Genomic DNA, 16,405 nt, shown 5'->3' with positions numbered 1-16,405 from the left:
AACGAGGGGTTGGAGTCATGAAAAACATTAGTTTATTAGGTGCAAGCGGATCAATTGGTACACAAACTTTAGATGTGTTACGCTCGCACCCAGACCAATTCCGTCTCGTTGCTTTTTCTGTAGGGAAAAATATTGACTACGCAGTAAAAGTAATTCAAGAATTCTCTCCGCAAATCGTTTCTGTGCAAAGAGCAGAAGATGTTATAAAATTACAAGCTGTTTCTGGTAATACAAAAGTTGTGTATGGTAGTGAAGGTCTTTTAGAAGTAGCATTACATCCAGATGCGGAGATTTTAGTAAATGCCGTTGTAGGTAGCGTAGGGTTGTTACCAACACTTCGTGCAATTGAGGCGAAAAAAACAATTGGAATTGCAAATAAAGAAACGTTAGTAACTGCAGGGCATCTAGTAATGGAAGCGGCGCGAAAACATAATGTTTCGTTACTTCCGGTAGATAGTGAACATTCAGCTATTTTTCAATGCTTGAATGGTGAAAATGAAAAAAGAATTTCTCGACTCATTATAACGGCTTCTGGTGGAAGTTTCCGTGATAAAACGAGAGATGAATTGCATCATGTGACCGTAGAAGATGCGCTTCGACATCCAAACTGGTCAATGGGTTCGAAAATTACAATTGATTCTGCTACAATGATGAATAAGGGACTAGAAGTAATTGAAGCACATTGGCTTTTTGGTATCCCTTATGAGCAAATTGATGTTGTTTTACATAAAGAAAGTATTATTCATTCTATGGTTGAATTTGAAGATCGTAGTGTAATGGCGCAGCTTGGCTCACCTGATATGAGAGTACCAATTCAATACGCGCTTACATATCCTGATAGATTACCTCTTTCAGATACAAAACAGTTAAACTTATGGGAAATGGGAACATTGCATTTTGAAAAAATGAACCAAGAACGTTTCCGTTGTCTACGTTTTGCGTATGAGGCTGGGAAAACAGGTGAAAGTATGCCAGCTGTAATGAACGCTGCAAATGAAGTAGCTGTTGAAGCTTTTTTACAAAAGAGAATTGGTTTCTTAACAGTGGAAGACCTCATTGAAAAAGCAATGAACCATCACAATGTCATTGCACGTCCGAGCTTAGAGGAAATTCTGGAAATTGATGCAGCCACAAGACGGTTTGTGATGGAACAAATTTAGCAAAGGTGGTTATGGAATTGAATACAGCGATTGCCTTTATATTAATTTTCGGTGCACTCGTATTTTTCCATGAGCTAGGGCATCTATATTTCGCGAAAAGAGCAGGCATTTTATGCCGCGAGTTTGCGATTGGTTTTGGTCCGAAAATATTCTCATTTGAAAAGAATGAAACGGTGTATACGATTCGATTACTGCCCCTTGGTGGCTATGTAAGAATGGCTGGCGAGGATGCGGACACAGTTGAGTTAAAGCCAGGGAAAAAGGTTGGCCTTGTGCTAAATGAAAAAGATGAAGCTGTGAAATTAGTTTTTGATGGATATGAAAAATATCCAAATGTTCGTGTTATTGAAGTCGAACAAGCCGATTTAGAGCATAATCTAACGATTTCAGGCTATGAAGAGTATGAGGAAGAGCTTCAAACATTCCGAGTGAATGAAAAGGCTCGTATCATTACTGCTGGAGAAGAAATTCAAATTGCTCCGTATAACAGGCAATTTGGCTCTAAAAAATTGGGTCAACGTGCTTTAACAATCTTTGCGGGTCCTGCAATGAACTTCATTTTAGCATTTGTTATTTTTGTGATTCTTGGATTTGTACAAGGGGTTCCCATTGACAAACCAATGGTCGGAAAAATAATGGAAAATAGTGCAGCGCAGCAAGCTGGATTAAAAGAAAACGATACAATTCAAGCAATTGATGGGAAAAGTACAAGTACATGGAAAGATGTTGTTGCCATTGTACGTGAAAACCCGAATAAAGAAATTACGTTACAAGTAAAGCGTGATAATGAACAGCTTAATGTAAAAGTAACTCCAACACTCGATAAAGAAGGTAAAGAAGAAGTTGGTAGAATTGGTGTTTACTCTCCTGTAGAGAAAACAGTGATGGGTTCGATTAAATCAGGATTTGAACAAACGTACGAATGGACGAAACTAATTTTTGAGTCTCTTGTGAAATTAGTAACTGGTCAATTTTCTATTAATGAGTTGTCAGGTCCAGTAGGAATTTATAATCTAACAGATCAAGTCGTAGATTATGGATTTACGCGTGTGCTAAGTTTAGCGGCAGTTTTAAGTATAAACCTTGGTTTATTTAATCTATTACCAGTCCCTGCTTTAGACGGTGGACGTTTATTCTTCTTCTTAATCGAAGCGTTACGAGGAAAACCGATTGACCGTCAAAAAGAAGGAATGGTCCACTTTATTGGTTTTGCATTATTAATGTTACTAATGTTAGTTGTAACATGGAATGACATTCGTAAGTTTTTCTTGTAAAATAAAGTGAAACTTATAATGAAATAGAGCTCGTAGAATAAAATCCCTCACCTAACCCGAGGTGAGGGGTTTTACTGCGTGTAAGAGTAAAATGAAGAGGTGCGAATAAATGAAACAAAGTATGGTATTCAGTCCTACATTACGTGAAGTTCCAGCTGATGCTGAAATTAAGAGTCATCAATTATTACTTCGCGCAGGTTTTATGCGTCAAAATGCTTCTGGTATTTATAGTTTTCTACCATTTGGTTTAAAAGTACTACACAAAGTAGAACGTATCGTTCGAGAAGAAATGGAACGCGCAGGAGCTGTAGAATTATTAATGCCAGCGATGCAAGCTGCAGAATTATGGCAAGAATCAGGCCGTTGGTATTCTTACGGATCTGAATTAATGCGTATGAAAGATCGTAACGCTCGTGAATTTGCTTTAGGAGCGACACATGAAGAAGTAATTACTGATCTTGTACGTGATGAAGTAAAATCATATAAAAAATTACCGTTAACGCTATACCAAATTCAAACAAAGTTCCGTGACGAACAAAGACCTCGTTTCGGTTTATTACGTGGAAGAGAGTTTCTAATGAAAGATGCCTATTCTTTCCACGCTACGCAGGAGAGCTTAGATGAAGTGTATGATCGCTTATATAAAGCATACTCTAACATTTTTGCTCGTTGTGGCTTAAATTTCCGTGCGGTTATTGCTGACTCTGGAGCAATGGGCGGAAAAGATACACATGAATTTATGGTATTATCTGATGTTGGTGAAGATACTATTGCATACTCGGATACATCCAATTATGCAGCGAACATCGAAATGGCTCCTGTTGTAGCTACGTATACGAAGAGTGACGAAGCAGAAAAGGCACTTGAAAAAGTAGCAACGCCAGATCAAAAAGCAATTGAAGAAGTATCTGCATTCTTAAACATTGAAGCAGAACAGTGTATTAAGTCTATGGTATTTAAAGTAGACGAGAAATTAGTAGTTGTACTTGTTCGTGGTGATCATGAAGTAAACGATGTAAAAGTGAAAAATGTATACGGCGCTTCAGTTGTTGAGCTTGCTTCTCATGAAGAAGTAAAAGAATTATTAAATTGTGAAGTTGGTTCATTAGGACCGATTGGTGTAACAGGTGATATCGAAATTATTGCTGACCATGCTGTAGCATCAATTGTAAACGGATGTTCAGGAGCGAATGAAGAAGGGTTCCATTATGTAAATGTAAATCCAGAACGTGACTTTAAAGTAAGTCAATATACAGATTTACGCTTCATCCAAGAAGGAGACCAATCTCCAGATGGAAACGGAACAATTCTTTTCGCACGCGGAATTGAAGTTGGTCATGTATTTAAATTAGGAACTCGCTATAGTGAAGCGATGAACGCAACATTCCTAGATGAAAACGGGAAAACACAAGCACTTATTATGGGTTGTTACGGTATCGGTGTATCTCGTACAGTGGCAGCAATTGCAGAGCAGTTTAATGATGAGAACGGCTTAGTTTGGCCAAAAGCTGTAGCACCGTTCCATGTGCATGTAATTCCAGTAAATATGAAATCTGATGCACAACGTGAAATGGGTGAAAATATTTACAACTCATTACAAGAGCAAGGATATGAAGTATTACTAGATGATCGTGCAGAACGTGCAGGTGTTAAATTTGCAGATGCAGATTTATTTGGCCTTCCAGTTCGCGTTACGGTTGGTAAAAAAGCAGATGAAGGTATTGTAGAAGTGAAAGTACGTGCTACAGGCGAGTCTGAAGAAGTGAAAGTAGAAGAACTTCAAACATATATTGCTAATATTTTAAAATAAGAAGAGGTACCTCGTAATGAGGTACCTTCTCTTTCTTTGTAAACGTATTTTGTAAAAGAAGAAGGGAGACATCTTTCTTTGTAGTACGTTTCAATTTATAATAGCAAATGGAAGGAGAGTGCTTATGTCATTAACAAATGAACAACAAGAGCGATTTCAAATTTTGCTCCAGCAGTTGCAAATACCAGAAGACCTTATAAATCAATATTTACAGGGCGGTGGTATTGAAAAGCTAGTTATTGATAAAGCGAATAAAGGTTGGCATTTTGACTTACAAGTGCCACGTATTTTGCCGACAGAATTATATGAATTGCTAGAAGTGAAGCTTAAGCAATCATTTTCTCATATTGCAAGAACAACATTTGCATTACAAGCAGAGAATAAACAATTTACAGAAGAAGAAGTGAAGGCATATTGGCCGCTTTGTACGGAGCGAATTACATTTTCACCTATGTTTGCTTACTTAAAGAAGCAACTACCTCAGGTAAATGGAGTGAAGTTGTTAATAAATGTGAATAACGAGTTAGAATCTACTGCTTTAAAGAAAAATGTTACGAAACCAGTAGGTGATCAATACGAAGCTTTTGGATTCCCACGTTTTCAGTTAGACACACATATAAAGCAAAATGCAGAAGAAATGCAAAAGTTTCGTGAGCAAACTCAGCAAGAAGACCGTGAGCGTGTAATACAAGCTATGGAAGAAATGGCGAAGAAGCAAGCTGAAGAAAGTAGCGTTGTGCATGAAGGACCGGTTGTACTCGGATATCTTATTAAACCAGATGAAGAGATTACACCGATGCGAGAAATTCAAGATGAAGAACGAAGAAAAACGGTTCAAGGGTATGTATTCCATGTAGAAACAAAAGAGCTTCGTAGTGGGCGTACGTTATTAACTTTAAAAATAACGGACTATACGGATTCTATTATGATCAAAATGTTTTCGCGTGACAAAGAAGATATTCCAATGCTGCAATCCTTGAGAAAAGGAATGTGGGTGAAAGCACGTGGTTCTGTTCAAAATGATACATTCGTTCGAGATTTAGTAATGATTGCAAACGATATTAATGAAATAACAGGACCATCTCGTAAAGATAAGGCGCCAGAAGGTGAAAAACGTGTAGAGCTTCACCTTCATACCCCAATGAGTCAAATGGACGCTGTTACGCCTGTCTCTAGGCTTGTTGCTCAAGCTGGTAAATGGGGACATGAGGCTATTGCAGTTACAGACCATGCTGTTGCTCAGTCTTTCCCGGAAGCATACTCTGCGGGTAAAAAGGCTGGGGTTAAAGTTATATACGGTGTAGAGGCAAATTTAGTTAATGATGGTGTACCGATCGCATATAACGAAGCGCATCGTTTACTTGCAGAGGAAACGTATGTTGTTTTCGACGTTGAGACGACAGGTTTATCAGCTGTATACGATACAGTCATTGAGTTAGCTGCCGTAAAGATAAAAGGTGGCGAAATCATTGATCGTTTTGAATCTTTCGCAAATCCGCATCAACCATTATCTGCGACGATTATTGAATTAACAGGTATTACAGATGATATGTTAACTGATGCACCAGAAGTGGACGAAGTGTTTAAAAAGTTTGAGGAATGGATGGGTGACCATACACTTGTTGCTCATAACGCAAGCTTTGATATGGGCTTTATTAACGTAGGTTTTAAAAAGGCAGGGCTAGCAAAAACGAATAACCCTGTTATTGATACGTTAGAACTTGCGCGGTTCTTATTCCCGGAAATGAAAAACCATCGATTAAATACGATGTGTAAAAAGCTTGATATTGAATTAACGCAACATCACCGTGCGATTTATGATACTGAAGCAACGGGATACTTACTTGTGAAAATGCTAAAAGATGTAATTGAAAAGGGATTTGAATATCATGATCAATTAAATGATAGTATGGGACAAGGGGATGCGTATAAACGTGGGCGTCCAAGTCATATGACATTACTTGCTACATCAGATGTTGGATTGAAAAATTTATATAAACTTGTTTCATATTCTCACCTGAATTATTTTTACCGTGTGCCACGTGTACCAAGGTCACTATTAAAAAAATATCGTGAAGGAATTTTAGTAGGAACGGCTTGTGATAAAGGTGAAGTGTTTGAGGCAATGATGCAAAAAGCACCTGAAGAAGTAGAAGAAATTGCGCAATTCTATGATTACATTGAAGTAATGCCTCCAGAGGTGTTACGTCATTTAGTAGAACGTGAACTTGTTCGAGATGAAGGACAATTAAAAACAATTATTTCTAACTTAGTAAAACTGGGTGAGACGTTAGATAAACCGGTTGTCGCTACAGGGAACGTGCATTATTTAGATCAAGAGGATGCTATGTATCGTAAAATTTTAGTGAGTTCGCAGGGCGGAGCAAATCCGTTAAATCGACATTCATTACCGCCGGTACATTTCCGTACAACAGATGAGATGTTAGAGTGTTTTTCATTTTTAGGTGAAGACAAAGCGAAAGAAATTGTAGTAACGAATACACAAAAGGTTGCGTCATTAATTGGTGATGTTCATCCAGTAAAAGATGATTTATACACACCGAAAATTGAAGGTGCTGATGATGAAACGCGTGATATGAGTTATAAAATGGCGCGTAGCATTTATGGGGAAGAGCTACCAGAAATCGTAGAAGCCCGATTGGAAAAAGAATTAAAAAGTATTATCGGACATGGATTTGCTGTAATTTATTTAATTTCACATAAGCTGGTGAAAAAATCGTTAGTAGACGGATATTTAGTAGGTTCGCGTGGATCTGTAGGTTCATCATTCGTTGCAACGATGATGGAAATTACAGAAGTAAATCCATTACCACCACATTATGTATGTCCGAAGTGTAAGCAATCAGAATTCTTTAATGACGGCTCGGTAGGTTCTGGTTTTGATTTACCAGATAAAGAATGTCCAACATGTAATGTTTCATATGTAAAAGATGGACATGATATTCCGTTCGAAACGTTCCTTGGATTTAAAGGAGATAAGGTACCCGATATCGATTTGAACTTCTCCGGCGAATACCAACCACGTGCCCATAACTATACGAAAATACTGTTCGGTGAAGATTATGTATATCGTGCAGGAACGATTGGTACAGTTGCAGAAAAAACGGCTTATGGATATGTAAAAGGTTATGCAAATGATCATAATTTAACGATACGAAATGCAGAAATTGACCGCTTAGTAGCAGGGTGTACCGGTGTAAAACGTACAACTGGACAGCATCCAGGTGGTATTATCGTTGTGCCAGATTACATGGACATCTTTGATTTCTCACCAATACAGTATCCGGCAGATTCAATAGGGGCTGAGTGGAGAACGACACACTTTGATTTCCACTCAATTCATGATAATTTATTGAAACTTGATATACTAGGACACGATGATCCGACAGTTATTCGTATGTTACAAGATTTAAGTGGTATTGATCCGAAAACAATCCCAACAGATGATCCGGAAGTAATGAAAATTTTCTCAGGTCCGGAATCATTAGGAGTAACGGAAGAACAAATTAACTGTAAAACAGGTACACTTGGTATACCGGAATTCGGTACGAAATTCGTAAGACAAATGTTAGAAGAGACAAAACCAACGACATTCTCAGAGTTAGTCCAAATCTCTGGACTATCACATGGTACGGACGTATGGCTCGGTAATGCAAACGAGTTAATTTATAACGGTACATGTACGCTGAGTGAAGTTATCGGTTGTCGTGATGACATCATGGTATATTTAATCTATCAAGGTTTAGATCCATCACTAGCCTTCAAAATTATGGAGTCGGTTCGTAAAGGTAAAGGTGTACCGGAAGAATGGGAAGAGGACATGAAAAGTAATAATGTACCAGGTTGGTATATTGATTCATGTAAGAAGATTAAATACATGTTCCCTAAAGCCCATGCGGCTGCTTACGTACTTATGGCTGTACGTATCGCATATTTTAAAGTACATTTTGCACTTTTATTCTATGCGGCATACTTTACGGTTCGTGCAGATGACTTTGATGTAGAGGCGATGGCAAAAGGTTCAGCATCAATACGTGTAAAGATTGATGAAATTGCGCAAAAAGGATTAGATGCAGCGCCGAAAGAGAAGAGTTTATTAACGGTACTAGAAATGACACTTGAAATGTGTGAGCGTGGATACTCATTCCAAAAGGTTGATTTATATCGCTCGCATGCAACAGAATTCATTATTGATGGAGACTCATTAATTCCTCCATTTAATGCGGTGCCTGGTCTTGGTACAAACGCAGCTTTAAGTATCGTAGAAGCTCGTAAAAATGGAGATTTCTTATCAAAAGAAGATTTACAGCAGCGCAGTAAGGTTTCTAAAACGATTATTGAGTATTTAGATAGTCAAGGTTGCTTAGGTGATCTACCTGATCAAAACCAATTATCACTGTTCTAGCAGGTAGGAAAAGTCTTTGCAAATCAGTATTTGCTATGGTATACTATTAACCGAGATAACCATGTCATGTATATTGTGTGAAAAAAAGAGTGGGGAAACCCACTCTTTCGTGTTACTATCTACGTTTTATTGATGTAGAGAGGTAAGAAATTTCTGTCGTATATACATATTTTGTTACAAGTTTTACTTCTTAAATTTGGTAATACTAAGACAGATATTCCCTGCTTAACGGCAGGGGCTTTTGTTAGCTAACGAGAAAGAATAAGATAGACCGTTTTTATGGACGGAATCTTTTCTTGTAAATGGTACATGGCGGCAGGAAGGAGGCTGTTTATGGATAAGAAAGTCACAGAAGTTGTAGAAGCATTTGCGCAGCCGATCGTTGAAGAGTTAAATCTTGAACTTGTAGATGTAGAGTATGTGAAAGAAGGACAGGACTGGTTCTTACGCGTATTCATCGATTCTGAAAAGGGAGTCGACATTGAAGAATGCGGTGCGGTAAGTGAACGTTTAAGCGAAGCTTTAGATAAAGAGGATCCAATTCCTCATCTTTACTTTTTGGATGTATCATCTCCTGGAGCAGAACGCCCATTAAAGAAAGAGAAAGACTTCCAGCAAGCGGTAGGAAAACAAGTGGCAATTAAAACATATGAGCCGATTGATGGTGAAAAAATGTTTGAAGGAAAGCTACTTTCCTACGATGGTACTACAATTACACTATTATTAACAATTAAAACACGTAAAAAAGAAATCCAAATTCCAATGGATAAAGTTGCAAATGCGCGACTTGCTGTTACGTTTTAGTTAGAAGGGGGATCTTCATGAGCACTGAGTTGTTAGATGCCTTGCTCGTATTAGAGTCAGAAAAAGGAATTAGCAAAGATATTATTATTGATGCGATTGAAGCAGCATTAATCTCTGCTTATAAACGCAATTTTAACCAAGCACAAAACGTTCGTGTGAGCTTTAACCCAGAAGTGGGAACAATTCAAGTTTTAGCACGTAAAGACGTTGTTGATAATGTGTTTGATCCACGTCTTGAAATTTCTGTTGAAGAAGCAAGACAAATTAATCCAAACTATCAAGATGGTGACGTACTAGAAATTGAAGTAACACCAAAAGATTTCGGCCGCATTGCAGCACAAACTGCAAAACAGGTTGTAACACAACGAGTGCGTGAAGCAGAGCGTGGTGTTATTTACTCGGAGTTTAGTGACCGTGAAGAAGACATCATGGTTGGTATTGTACAACGTCAAGATGCTCGTTTCATCTATGTAAGCTTAGGGAAAGTAGAAGCTTTATTACCTGTAAGTGAGCAAATGCCAAACGAACAATACAAACCACATGATCGCATTCGCGTATTCATTACGAAAGTAGAAAAAACAACGAAGGGACCACAAATTTACGTATCACGTACACATCCTGGTCTTTTAAAACGTTTATTCGAAATGGAAGTTCCTGAGATTTATGATGGAACTGTTGAAATTCGTTCTGTGGCACGTGAAGCAGGCGATCGTTCTAAAATTTCTGTACATGCAGAGAACATTGATGTTGATCCAGTAGGCTCTTGTGTAGGACCGAAAGGACAACGTGTACAACGCATTGTAGATGAATTAAAAGGTGAAAAGATTGACATCGTTCGCTGGTCAAATGATCCAGTAGAATATGTTGCAAATGCTTTAAGCCCATCACAAGTTGTTAAAGTACTTGTAGATGAAGAAGAAAAAGCAACAACTGTTGTTGTTCCAGACCACCAACTTTCATTAGCTATCGGTAAGCGTGGACAAAACGCGCGTCTTGCAGCTAAATTAACAGGTTGGAAAATTGATATTAAGAGTGAGTCTGATGCGAAACAACTAGGTATTGTAACAGAAGAAGATAGCGTAATCGCATTCGGATTCGATTCAGTTGAAGACGAAATCGAATAGAGGTGTTGAGTATGAGCAATCGAAAAGTTCCGTTACGAAAATGTGTTGCAACGCAAGAAATGAAATCAAAACGAGAGCTCGTTCGCATTGTTCGTTCCAAAGAGGGAGAAGTGTCCATTGATTTAACTGGAAAGAAATCAGGACGAGGTGCTTATTTATCGAAAGATAAAGAAAGTATTCTTCAAGCTCAAAAGAAAAATGTTTTGGAACATCATCTAAAAGCGAAAATCGACGGTTCTCTATACGAAGAGCTTCTTGAGCTTGTTGAGAAGGAGTCGAAATAAGTGTCCGATTGGAAATCGTTTTTAGGACTAGCAAACCGGGCTCGGAAAATTATTTCGGGTGAAGAACTTGTTTTAAAAGAAGTACGAAGTGGCAAAGCAAAGCTTGTGTTGCTATCTGAAGATGCGTCAGTGAATACAACAAAACGCATGACGGATAAAACGACGTATTACAACGTACCAATGAGAAAGGTCGAAAATCGACAACAATTAGGGCATGCGATTGGGAGAGATGAGCGAGTCGTTGTAGCTGTGTTAGATGAAGGCTTTGCGAAAAAGCTGCGTAGCATGCTCGATACAAATTACCGGGGGTGAAGGTATGAGTAAAATTCGAGTGCATGAATATGCAAAACAACATAATATCTCAAGTAAAGATCTTATGACAAAACTAAAAGAAATGAATATCGAGGTTTCGAATCATATGACAATGTTAGACGATGAAGTAGTAAACAAATTAGATAATGAGTACCAAGAAGAAAAACCTTCTGTTGCAGATGAGTTTGAAGTAGAAGAGAAAGTTGTTCGCAGTAAAAAGAACAGTAATAAGAAGAAGAAAAAAGGCAAAGATAACGAAGACAAGCGTCAAGATAACTTTGCTGGAAGACAACAAACGCAAATTGTAGAAACACCAGATAAAATTACTTTCTCTGGAAGCCTTACAGTGGGTGAGCTTGCTAAAAAATTAAGCAAAGAGCCGTCTGAAATTATTAAGAAGCTCTTCATGCTAGGAATTATGGCAACAATTAACCAAGACTTAGATAAAGATACAATTGAGTTAATTGCTACTGATTACGGTATTGAAGTAGAAGAAGAAGTAGTTGTAAGTGAAACTGAATTCGAAACATTCATCGATGAGCAAGATGATGAAGAAAACTTAAAAGAGCGTCCAGCTGTTGTTACAATTATGGGACACGTTGACCATGGTAAAACAACTTTACTTGACTCTATTCGTAATTCAAAAGTAACTGCTGGCGAAGCTGGTGGGATTACTCAGCATATTGGTGCATACCAAGTTGAAGTAAACGATAAGAAAATTACATTCTTAGATACGCCTGGTCACGCAGCATTTACAACGATGCGTGCTCGTGGGGCACAAGTAACGGATATTACAATTCTTGTTGTTGCAGCTGATGACGGTGTTATGCCACAAACAGTGGAAGCAATTAGCCATGCGAAAGCAGCTGGAGTACCAATTATTGTTGCTGTGAATAAAATGGATAAACCAGCGGCAAATCCTGATCGCGTAATGCAAGAATTAACAGAATATGAATTGGTTCCAGAAGCATGGGGCGGAGACACAATTTTCGTACCAATCTCTGCAATTCAAGGCGAGGGAATTGACAACTTGCTAGAAATGATTCTTCTTGTGAGTGAAGTAGAAGAATATAAAGCAAATCCAAATCGCTATGCAACTGGTACTGTAATTGAAGCGCAGCTTGATAAAGGTAAAGGAACTATCGCGACATTACTTGTTCAAAACGGTACACTTCGAGTTGGAGATCCAATTGTTGTTGGAACATCATTCGGTCGTGTTCGTGCAATGGTAAGTGATATTGGTCGTCGAGTAAAAGTTGCTGGTCCATCAACTCCTGTTGAAATTACAGGTTTAAATGAAGTACCACAAGCGGGAGATCGTTTCATGGCATTCGCTGATGAGAAGAAAGCTCGTCAAATCGGTGAATCACGTGCACAAGAAGCGTTAGTTGCTCAACGTGGTGAAAAATCTAAATTAAGCCTTGAAGATTTATTCCAACAAATCCAAGAGGGAGATGTAAAAGAAATTAACTTAATTGTGAAAGCAGACGTACAAGGTTCTGTTGAAGCAATGGCTGCATCACTTCGTAAGATCGATGTTGAAGGCGTAAAAGTAAAAATCATTCACACTGGTGTAGGTGCGATTACAGAATCTGATATTATTTTAGCTTCTGCATCTAATGCAATTGTAATTGGATTTAACGTACGCCCTGATGTGAATGCGAAGCGTACAGCTGAATTAGAGAACGTTGATGTTCGTTTACACCGTATTATCTATAAAGTAATAGAAGAAATCGAATCAGCAATGCAAGGGATGCTGGATCCAGAATTCGAAGAAAAAGTAATCGGTCAAGCGGAAGTACGCCAAACGTTCAAAGTAACAAAAGTTGGAACAATTGCAGGTTGTTACGTAATAGACGGTAAAATCACACGTGATAGTGGCGTTCGTATTATCCGTGATGGCGTAGTAATCTTCGAAGGACAACTTGATACGTTAAAACGTTTCAAAGACGACGTAAAAGAAGTTGCACAAAACTATGAGTGTGGTATTACAATTGAGAGATATAATGATCTTAAAGAAGGGGACATCATTGAAGCATACATTATGGAAGAAGTGAAGCGATGATTATCGCTTCACTCTCATTCGAGTGTATGATTTACGATGTGCATTCTTTAAAAGAGAAACGAGCAATTTTGCAAAGGGTGCTCACTCGTGTGAAGCAGCGTTATAACGTAGCTGTTTCAGAAGTAGGGCATCAAGATGTATGGCAACGTACAGAAATTGCAATTGTTTCCGTATCCTCAAATCGTGTTATCTGTGAAAAAGAAATGAATCGTGTACTTGAGTACATCGATTCATTTCCTGAAATTGAACGTACGATAACACAATTGGAATGGTACTGAATGAGGTGAAGAGTTATGAAATTACGTGCAAACCGTGTAGGCGAGCAAATGAAAAAAGAATTAGGCGACATTATCAGTCGTAAAATTAAAGATCCACGTGTCGGATTTGTTACAGTAACAGATGTGCAAGTGAGTGGAGATTTACAAATCGCTAAAGTGTATATTTCTGTTTTAGGTGACGATGAACAGAAAGAAAGTACATTAAAAGGTTTAGCGAAGGCAAAAGGCTTCATTCGTTCAGAAATCGGCCAACGTATTCGTCTTCGTAAAACACCGGAAATTTCTTTCGAATTTGATGAGTCTATTGGATATGGTCATCGAATTGATACACTTTTACATGAAATTAATAAAGACGGTAAACGTGAAGAATAATGGATAGACATTTGTCTATCCATTTTTTCAATGAAAAATAAGTTTGGATAATTATTATGAAAGAATTATGATGAGGTGAACATATATGGAAGGTGTAGTATTATTACATAAGCCAAAAGGCATGACATCACATGATTGTGTATTTAAATTAAGAAAGATATTACGTGAGAAACGAATTGGTCATACGGGAACATTAGATCCAGATGTAACAGGGGTATTACCGATTTGTGTTGGACGAGCAACGAAGATTGCACAGTTTTTAACGAGTGAAACAAAAACATATGAAGGTGAAGTAACATTAGGATTTTCAACAACAACTGAAGATGCTTCTGGTGAAGTTGTTGAAACGACAAATGTAGATCGTAGTATTACTCGTAAGGAAGTAGAAGGAGTTCTCGCAGCATTAACAGGTACGATTGAACAAACGCCTCCAATGTTTTCAGCTGTAAAAGTTAACGGAAAAAAATTATATGAATATGCAAGAGCGGGACAAGAAGTTGAACGTCCAGTTCGTACCATTACAATTCATGAATTCGTATTACTTGATGACCGTGAAATGTTTGAAGGGGAAAACATTTCATTCCGTTTCCGTGTAACGTGTAGTAAAGGGACATATGTAAGAACGCTAGCAGTAATGATTGGTGAAAAACTAGGTTTTCCATCACACATGTCCCATCTTGTAAGAACGGCATCTGGTGAATTTTTACTAGAAGATTGCATATCATTTGAAGAAATTGAAGAAAACGTGCAAAATGGAACAGTAGAGTCTATCTTCATTTCAATTGATGAAGCGTTAAGTAAATTCCCAAAAATGGTTGTAGATGAAAAGCAAGCAGAAAAAATAAAAAATGGTATGTTCTTAAAGAATGAATTAGAAATAACAGCACCATTCATTACAGTATTTGATAAAAATGACCGTTGCTTAGCGATTTATGAGCATCATCCAAAACACCCTGGTATGCTAAAGCCAATGAAAGTACTTGTGAATAATCAAGAACTAAAGCTATAATGAATTATTGGAAGGATTATTACAGAAAAAGGTGAATTCAAGCGTGAAACTTATTCATTTAACTCATCCACATGAACAAAATAAATTAGAATTACCACCTACTGTAATGGCATTAGGATTTTTTGATGGCATTCATTTAGGGCATCAGTGTGTGATTCGAACTGCGAAACAAATAGCGGATGAACGCGGATATAAAAGTGCAGTTATGACATTTCATCCCCATCCATCTGTTATTTTAGGGAAAAAGGAAGCGCATGTGGAGTATATTACACCGATGCGTGATAAAGAAAAAATAGTCGAAAACTTAGGAATCGATATATTATATGTTATTAAATTTGATGAATCGTTTGCAGGTTTATTGCCACAGCAATTTGTAGATGATTATATTATTGGTTTAAATGTAAAGCATGTAGTAGCAGGGTTTGATTATTCATATGGACGTTTAGGAAAAGGGAAGATGGAGACTTTACCATTTCATGCAAGAGGGGAGTTTACACAAACTGTGATTGAAAAAGTTGAATTTCAAGAAGAGAAGGTAAGTTCTACAGCATTACGAAAGTTAATTCGAAATGGTGAAATGGAACAAATTCCATCTATTTTAGGTAGAGCCTATACAGTGGGAGGAACGGTTGTACATGGCGATAAACGTGGACGACAAATTGGTTTTCCAACCGCTAATGTAGGTTTAAGTGATGAGTATTTATTGCCACCTGTAGGTGTTTATGCAGTGAGATTAAAAGTTCACGATGAATGGTACGATGGTGTATGTAATATTGGATATAAACCAACTTTTAAAGAAAATGAGCGTCAATTATCTATTGAAGTACACTTATTTGAATTCAACAAAGACATATATGATCAAAGTGTTACAGTTGAGTGGCATATGCGTATAAGAGAAGAGAAGAAATTCAATGGTATTGATGAGCTAGTTGAACAAATCGCAAAAGATAAGAAAACAGCACAAGAATATTTTGCGAGTGAAAAGAATATACTTGCTTTTTCAAATGAAAAGTAGTATTCTATGTTATGTACTTTATGACAACCATTGCTTGGCATTGCGACTCACCGACGCTTGCTCGGTAATTGGGGGTTTAATTAATAGGAGGTGAAATAGGATGGCTTTAACACAAGAACGTAAAAATGAAATCATTGCACAATTTAGAACTCATGAGACTGATACTGGTTCTCCAGAGGTTCAAATTGCTGTCCTAACGGAGCAAATTAACACTCTAAACGAGCACTTACGTACTCACAAGAAAGATCATCATTCACGTCGTGGTCTATTAAAGATGGTTGGTAAACGTCGTAACTTACTAACTTACCTTCGTAATAGCGATATCACACGTTACCGTGAATTAATCACAAAGCTTGGCTTACGTCGATAGTCAAAGAAGCGGGAATATTCCCGCTTTTTTGTTAGGTAAAAATATATCTTCTACGCTTTATAGCTTACTTAATTTTCGGCAATACTAGAGGTAGAATATTGT

General features: G+C 37.7%; 14 protein-coding genes. All 14 read left to right on the top strand.

Annotated elements, in window-relative coordinates:
* Nucleotides 1–17: 17 nt before the first annotated feature.
* Nucleotides 18–1,160 (top strand): 1-deoxy-D-xylulose-5-phosphate reductoisomerase, encoded by a 1,143-nt coding sequence (gene dxr / locus JDS92_RS03370; RefSeq protein ID WP_199631499.1) that lies wholly within the window; start codon nt 18–20, stop codon nt 1,158–1,160.
* A 17-nt stretch (nt 1,161–1,177) separates the two neighbouring features.
* Nucleotides 1,178–2,434, top strand: a complete 1,257-nt coding sequence (rseP, locus tag JDS92_RS03365) for an RIP metalloprotease RseP (protein ID WP_001090232.1) — start codon at nt 1,178–1,180, stop codon at nt 2,432–2,434.
* 109 nt (nt 2,435–2,543) lie between these two features.
* Nucleotides 2,544–4,244: a proline--tRNA ligase gene (locus JDS92_RS03360; protein ID WP_000814324.1), complete on the top strand. Its 1,701-nt coding sequence runs from the start codon at nt 2,544–2,546 to the stop codon at nt 4,242–4,244.
* Between the two features lie 124 nt (nt 4,245–4,368).
* Nucleotides 4,369–8,670 (top strand): PolC-type DNA polymerase III, encoded by a 4,302-nt coding sequence (locus JDS92_RS03355; protein ID WP_000060011.1) that lies wholly within the window; start codon nt 4,369–4,371, stop codon nt 8,668–8,670.
* A 333-nt stretch (nt 8,671–9,003) separates the two neighbouring features.
* Nucleotides 9,004–9,474, top strand: a complete 471-nt coding sequence (rimP, locus tag JDS92_RS03350; RefSeq protein ID WP_000359095.1) for a ribosome maturation factor RimP — start codon at nt 9,004–9,006, stop codon at nt 9,472–9,474.
* Between the two features lie 17 nt (nt 9,475–9,491).
* The gene (gene nusA, locus JDS92_RS03345; protein ID WP_000102596.1) at nt 9,492–10,598 is read left to right on the top strand and encodes a transcription termination factor NusA; all 1,107 of its coding nucleotides are present in this window, start codon (nt 9,492–9,494) and stop codon (nt 10,596–10,598) included.
* Between the two features lie 11 nt (nt 10,599–10,609).
* The gene (gene rnpM, locus JDS92_RS03340) at nt 10,610–10,882 is read left to right on the top strand and encodes an RNase P modulator RnpM (RefSeq protein WP_000071127.1); all 273 of its coding nucleotides are present in this window, start codon (nt 10,610–10,612) and stop codon (nt 10,880–10,882) included.
* Entirely contained in the window at nt 10,883–11,194 is a 312-nt protein-coding gene (locus JDS92_RS03335) for a YlxQ family RNA-binding protein (protein WP_001286525.1), read from the top strand.
* A 4-nt stretch (nt 11,195–11,198) separates the two neighbouring features.
* Nucleotides 11,199–13,259, top strand: coding sequence for a translation initiation factor IF-2 (infB, locus tag JDS92_RS03330; RefSeq protein WP_000036352.1), 2,061 nt, complete (start codon nt 11,199–11,201; stop codon nt 13,257–13,259).
* Nucleotides 13,256–13,537, top strand: a complete 282-nt coding sequence (locus JDS92_RS03325; RefSeq protein ID WP_000582364.1) for a DUF503 domain-containing protein — start codon at nt 13,256–13,258, stop codon at nt 13,535–13,537. Before infB ends, JDS92_RS03325 begins: the two co-directional genes overlap by 4 nt.
* Nucleotides 13,538–13,552: 15 nt before the next feature.
* Nucleotides 13,553–13,909 carry a 30S ribosome-binding factor RbfA gene (rbfA, locus tag JDS92_RS03320; RefSeq protein WP_000776439.1) on the top strand — a complete coding sequence of 119 codons (357 nt, stop codon included), beginning with the start codon at nt 13,553–13,555 and terminating at the stop codon, nt 13,907–13,909.
* Nucleotides 13,910–13,994: 85 nt separating this feature from the next.
* On the top strand, nt 13,995–14,918 hold the full coding sequence (gene truB, locus JDS92_RS03315) for a tRNA pseudouridine(55) synthase TruB (RefSeq protein ID WP_000399360.1): 924 nt from the start codon (nt 13,995–13,997) through the stop codon (nt 14,916–14,918).
* A 43-nt stretch (nt 14,919–14,961) separates the two neighbouring features.
* Nucleotides 14,962–15,933 (top strand): bifunctional riboflavin kinase/FAD synthetase, encoded by a 972-nt coding sequence (gene ribF / locus JDS92_RS03310; protein WP_000766713.1) that lies wholly within the window; start codon nt 14,962–14,964, stop codon nt 15,931–15,933.
* A 100-nt stretch (nt 15,934–16,033) separates the two neighbouring features.
* Nucleotides 16,034–16,303, top strand: a complete 270-nt coding sequence (gene rpsO / locus JDS92_RS03305; protein ID WP_001229392.1) for a 30S ribosomal protein S15 — start codon at nt 16,034–16,036, stop codon at nt 16,301–16,303.
* Nucleotides 16,304–16,405 lie beyond the last annotated feature (102 nt).

The sequence above is a fragment of the Bacillus cereus group sp. N12 genome (genome assembly GCF_016483575.1).
Taxonomy (GTDB): Bacteria; Bacillota; Bacilli; order Bacillales; family Bacillaceae_G; genus Bacillus_A; species Bacillus_A toyonensis.
The sequence above is the reverse complement of the archived record's forward strand: the minus strand, read 5'-3'. Positions and strand labels throughout refer to the sequence as shown.